This is a genomic window from uncultured Porphyromonas sp. (assembly GCF_938046015.1).
In the GTDB taxonomy this organism is placed as follows: Bacteria; Bacteroidota; Bacteroidia; order Bacteroidales; family Porphyromonadaceae; genus Porphyromonas.
In genome coordinates, this window is sequence record NZ_CALIXW010000026.1 from 1 (window position 1) to 5,904 (window position 5,904).

Annotated in this window: 3 protein-coding genes; all 3 read left to right on the forward strand. The window is 60.2% G+C overall.

Annotated features, from left to right (window positions below):
* On the forward strand, window positions 1-1,155 hold a 1,155-nt coding region (gene eno / locus Q0248_RS02845; RefSeq protein ID WP_299319504.1), incomplete at its 5' end, for a phosphopyruvate hydratase.
* 368 nt (window positions 1,156-1,523) lie between these two features.
* A complete protein-coding gene (carA, locus tag Q0248_RS02850) occupies window positions 1,524-2,597 on the forward strand; it encodes a glutamine-hydrolyzing carbamoyl-phosphate synthase small subunit (RefSeq protein ID WP_299319506.1) in 1,074 nt (357 codons plus the stop codon).
* Window positions 2,598-2,630: 33 nt separating this feature from the next.
* Window positions 2,631-5,870 (forward strand): carbamoyl-phosphate synthase (glutamine-hydrolyzing) large subunit, encoded by a 3,240-nt coding sequence (gene carB / locus Q0248_RS02855; RefSeq protein WP_299319508.1) that lies wholly within the window; start codon window positions 2,631-2,633, stop codon window positions 5,868-5,870.
* The last annotated feature ends 34 nt before the right edge of the window (window positions 5,871-5,904 follow it).

Below are 5,904 nucleotides of genomic sequence, written 5' to 3' on the forward strand. Positions count from 1 at the left end.
GGGGAGAACGAAGCTCTGGAGCTCCGTGACGGAGACAAGGGCCGCTACCTCGGTAAGGGCGTCCTCAAGGCTGTTGAGAACATCAACAACGTCATCGCCCCTGAGCTCTATGGTATGAGCGCCCTCAACCAGCGTGAGATCGACCTCAAGATGATCGCCCTCGACGGCACCAAGACCAAGAGCAAGCTCGGCGCTAACGCTATTCTCGGCGTCTCGCTCGCCGTGGCTAAGGCTGCTGCTCAGTACCTCGACATCCCCCTCTATCGCTACATCGGTGGTACCAACACCTACGTACTGCCTGTGCCCATGATGAACATCATCAACGGGGGCTCGCACTCGGATGCTCCTATCGCCTTCCAGGAATTCATGATCCGCCCTGTCGGTGCATGCTGCTTCCGCGAAGGTCTCCGCATGGGTGCTGAGGTCTTCCACGCCCTCAAGAAGGTACTGCATGACCGCGGTCTGAGCACGGCTGTAGGTGACGAAGGTGGCTTCGCCCCTGCCCTCAATGGTACAGAGGACGCTATCGAGTCTATCCTCAAGGCTGTCGAGAAGGCTGGCTACGTACCTGGCAAGGACATCACGATCGCTATGGACTGCGCCTCCTCTGAGTTCTTCAAGGATGGTATCTACGACTACACCAAGTTCGAAGGTGAGCACGGTGTCAAGCGTACCATCGACGAGCAGGTAGCCTTCCTCAGCGAGCTCGTAGAGAAGTATCCTATCGACTCCATCGAGGACGGTATGGCTGAGAACGACTGGGAAGGCTGGAAGAAGCTCACCGATAAGCTCGGCAAGAAGATCCAGCTCGTAGGTGACGACCTCTTCGTGACGAATGTCGAGTACCTCCGTCGTGGTATCGCTGAAGGCTGCGGTAACTCCATCCTCATCAAGGTCAACCAGATCGGTACGCTCACCGAGACCCTCGACGCGATCGATATGGCTCACCGCCACGGCTTCACCTCTGTCACCTCGCACCGCTCTGGTGAGACCGAGGATGCTACGATCGCTGACATCGCTGTCGCTACGAACTCTGGCCAGATCAAGACCGGTTCGCTCAGCCGTACCGACCGTATGGCTAAGTATAACCAGCTCCTCCGTATCGAAGAGGAACTCGGTGACCTGGCTGTCTACGGCTACAAGCGCATCAAGTAGGCTTGCCCTAGCCTAGCCGCCTGCCCTAGGGTATCGGCTAGAGCTGACGAGGCTCGCCTCGGAGGATGATCTCCTCTGAGGCGAGCCTCGCTGCTTTAGGGGGTACACTGCTCCCAAAGGCTAGGGCAGGACGCGCTGGGGCTTGCCATCTTGGCTTTTTTGCGTACCTTTGCCCGAAAGGGCAGGCGCTTAGCCTCCCCCGCTATCACTAATCTACACCGATACGATGATACTTAGATCCTTGCTCCCTGAGAGCATGACAAGATACAGAGGCCGCTCGTCAAGCACTGCTTGCGAGGCGGCTTTTTCTTTATCTAGGGGTCTGGTAGCGCAGTAGTCACTCATCTACCTTCATATATACAAGTCCTATGCAAGAGTACAAAAGAGCCACGCTGATCCTCGATGATGGTAGCCGCTTCGAAGGCTACGCATTCGGCCACGAGGCCCCCGTAGCAGGCGAAGTCGTCTTCACCACCGCTATGACGGGCTACACCGAGAGCTTTACCGACCCGAGCTACCGCGGGCAGATCCTCGTGATGACCTACCCCCTAGTAGGTAACTATGGCGTACCCTCCCCCCAGCTCGACGAGCACGGGATCGCCTACTTCCGCGAGAGTGACAGGATCCATCCCCTCGGCATCATCGTCTCCGACTACTCCGAGGAGCATAGTCACTGGAACGCCCAGAGCTCGCTCGGCCAGTGGCTACGCAGCGAGCAGGTCTTCGGCCTAACGGGCATCGACACCCGCGAGCTAGCGAAGACGCTCCGAGAGAAGGGCTCGATGAAGGGTAAGATTATCCTCGAGGGAGGCCCTGACATCCCCTTCGACGATCCCAACGCACGCAACCTCGTAGCAGAGGTCTCACCCAAGGAGGTACAGGTCTACGGCAATGGTCCCAAGAAGGTCGTCCTCGTCGACTGCGGTGCCAAGAACAACATCATCCGCAACCTCATCCGCCCCGAGATCACCCTCTACCGCGTGCCCTGGGACTACGACTTCAACCAGATCGACTACGATGGCCTCTTCCTATCCAATGGACCCGGCGACCCCAATATGTGCGGCATCACCGTCGAGCATATCCGCAAGGCCTTGGAGCGCAAGAAGCCCATCTGCGGTATCTGCATGGGCAATCAGCTCCTCGCTGCAGCAGCTGGTGCCAAGGTAACGAAGATGAAGTACGGCCACCGCAGTCACAATCAGCCCGTGCAGGAGGTCGGCACGACGCGCTGCTACATCACCAGCCAGAATCACGGCTACGCGGTGGACGCCTCCACGCTCGGCCCAGGCTGGCGCGCCAAGTACATCAACCTCAACGACGGCACCAACGAGGGGATCTGCCACGAGACGCTCCCTTACTTCTCAGCCCAGTTCCACCCCGAGGCCTGCAGTGGCCCGACCGACACGGTCTTCATCTTCGAGGAGTTCCTCCAGCTGCTCTAGGCACGACACTACGACTAAACGATTACCCAGGATATGAGCGACAAGAACAAGATACAGAAGGTGCTGCTCCTCGGCTCTGGAGCACTCAAGATAGGTGAGGCTGGGGAGTTCGACTACTCGGGCTCGCAGGCGCTGAAGGCCATGCGTGAGGAGGGCATACACACCGTCCTCGTGAACCCCAATATCGCTACCGTACAGACCTCGGAGGGTATAGCCGATGAGATCTACTTCCTCCCCGTGACGCCTTTCTTCATCGAGAAGGTCATCGAGAAGGAGCGCCCTCAGGGGATCCTCCTCGCCTTCGGCGGACAGACGGCACTCAACTGCGGCGTCGCCCTGCACCAGAGCGGCGTCCTCGACAAGTACCAGGTACAGGTGCTCGGCACCCCCGTCGAGGCCATCATGAACACGGAGGACAGAGACCTCTTCGCCCGCAAGCTAGACGAGATCTCAGTCAAGACCATCCAGAGCCATGCTGCGGAGACGCTCGAGGAGGCACGCCAGGCAGCGGCCAGCCTCGGCTACCCCGTCATCATCCGCGCCGCCTATGCTCTCGGGGGGCTCGGCAGTGGCTTCTGCGACAACGAGCAGGAGCTGGATGAGCTCTGCAGCAAGGCCTTCGCCTTCTCCCCCCAGGTGCTCGTAGAGAAGAGCCTCAAGGGCTGGAAGGAGGTCGAGTACGAGGTCGTCCGTGACCGCTACGACAACTGCATCACGGTCTGCAATATGGAGAACTTCGACCCCCTCGGCATCCACACCGGGGAGAGCATCGTCATCGCTCCCTCGCAGACACTGACCAACAACGAGTACCACAAGCTCCGCGAGATCGCCATCCGCATCGTGCGCCACATCGGCATCGTCGGCGAGTGCAACGTACAGTACGCTCTCGACCCCGATAGTGAGGACTACCGCGTCATCGAGGTCAACGCCCGCCTCTCGCGCTCCTCGGCTCTAGCGTCCAAGGCTACGGGCTACCCGCTGGCCTTCGTCGCCGCTAAGCTCGGCCTCGGCTACGGGCTCTTCGAGCTGAAGAACTCGGTGACCAAGACCACGCCTGCCTTCTTTGAGCCCGCCCTAGACTATGTGGTGTGCAAGATCCCCCGCTGGGACCTCGGTAAGTTCCACGGCGTCTCCCGCGAGCTCGGCAGTAGCATGAAGTCCGTCGGCGAAGTGATGGCCATCGGTCGCACCTTCGAGGAAGCGATGCAGAAGGGGCTGCGTATGATCGGCCAGGGCATGCACGGCTTCGTCGGAAACAACACCAAGGAGCTCTCGGGCACTGAGCTGGACGAGGCGCTGAAGTCCCCGACCGACACCCGCATCGTGGCCATCAGCCAGGCTCTGCGTGCTGGCTACAGCGTGGAGCAGATCCATCAGCTGACCAAGATCGACTGCTGGTTCCTCGACAAGCTAGCGAGCATCGTCCGCACCTCAGAGGAACTACGCCAGCAGAGGAGTATCGCCGCGCTACCCAAGGAACTGCTGCGCCACGCCAAGCGCCAGGGCTTCTCGGACTTCCAGATCGCCCGCTTCGTCCTTGAGGCTCAGGGCATCAAGGCTCGAGATAAGGAGGCGCTCGAGGTACGCGCCCTGCGCAAGAAGCTCGGCATCCTGCCCGTAGTCAAGCAGATCGATACCCTCGCAGCCGAATACCCCGCCGAGACCAACTACCTCTACCTTACCTATAGCGGTACGGTGAACGACATCCAGTATGAGGGAGACGCGCGCTCGGTCGTCGTCCTCGGCTCAGGCGCCTACCGCATCGGTAGCTCGGTAGAGTTCGACTGGTGCGGTGTCAACGCGCTGCAGACGATCCGTCAGCAGGGCTTCCGCTCGGTGATGATCAACTATAACCCCGAGACCGTCAGCACGGACTACGACATCACCGACAGGCTCTACTTCGACGAGCTGACCTTCGAGCGCGTCCTGGACATCCTTGACCTCGAGACCCCGCGCGGCGTCATTCTCTCGACGGGCGGACAGATCCCCAATAATCTTGCCCTCAAGCTCCACTCCCAGCGTATCCCCATCCTCGGGACGCAGGCCGAGGACATCGACAACGCCGAGGACAGACATAAGTTCTCCGCCATGCTCGACAGCCTCGGGATCGACCAGCCCCGCTGGCGCGAGCTCACCAGCCTCACCGATATCGATAGCTTCATCGAGGAGGTGGGCTTCCCCGTACTCGTACGTCCGAGCTACGTCCTTTCGGGGGCGGCGATGAATGTCTGCTCCAATCAGGAGGAGCTCTATCGCTTCCTCGAGCTCGCGGCCGACGTGTCGAAGGAGCACCCTGTGGTCGTAAGCCAGTTCATCGAGCACGCTAAGGAGGTCGAGATCGACGCCGTAGCCCAGCGTGGTGAGATCGTCGCCTACGCCATCAGCGAGCATATCGAGTTCGCAGGGGTACACTCGGGGGATGCCACCATCCAGTTCCCAGGGCAAAAGCTCTACGTCGAGACGGTGCGCCGCATCAAGCGCATCAGCCGTCAGATCGCCGAGGCGCTGCACATCTCGGGTCCCTTCAACATCCAGTTCCTCGCCAAGGGCAATGAGATCAAGGTCATCGAGTGTAACCTGCGCGCCTCGCGTAGCTTCCCCTTCGTCAGCAAGGTGCTCAAGATTAACTTCATCGAGCTGGCGACCCGCATCATGCTGGGTCAGCGAGTGGAGAAGCCCAATAAGAGTGCCTTCGACCTCGACTACGTGGGGATCAAGGCCTCCCAGTTCTCCTTCGCACGCCTTCAGAAGGCAGACCCCGTCCTCGGGGTCGATATGATGAGCACGGGGGAAGTCGGCTGCCTCGGTGACGATACCAACGAGGCGGTGCTGAAGTCCATGCTCTCTGTCGGCTACCGCATCCCCGAGCGCAGCGTGCTGCTCTCCACAGGAGGCTACAAGCAGAAGGTCGACATGCTCGATGCTGCCCAGCTGCTGCACGCTCGCGGCTATCAGCTCTACGCGACGCAGGGCACGCACGACATGCTAGCTGAGAACGGCATCCCCTCCACGCTCGTCTACTGGCCAACGGATGAGGGCAAGCACCCCCAGGCACTGGACCTGCTGCACGAGAAGAAGATCGACATGGTAGTGAATATCAACAAGAACCTCACCGCAGGCGAGCTCACCAACGGCTACCGCCTACGACGTGCTGCCATCGACCTCAACATCCCGCTGCTAACCAACGCGCGCCTAGCCTCGGCCTTCATCACCTCCTTCTGCACGCTCCCCGTCGAGGAGCTCCAGATCAAGAGCTGGGCTGAGTACAAGTAAACTTACTCCCTACCTATACCGCTCGCCCCTAGAT

Coding starts and splice junctions, on each gene's coding strand:
- carA (WP_299319506.1), top strand. CDS start 1,524: ATGCAAGAGTACAAAAGAGCCACGCTGATCCTCGATGATGGTAGCCGC.
- carB (WP_299319508.1), top strand. CDS start 2,631: ATGAGCGACAAGAACAAGATACAGAAGGTGCTGCTCCTCGGCTCTGGA.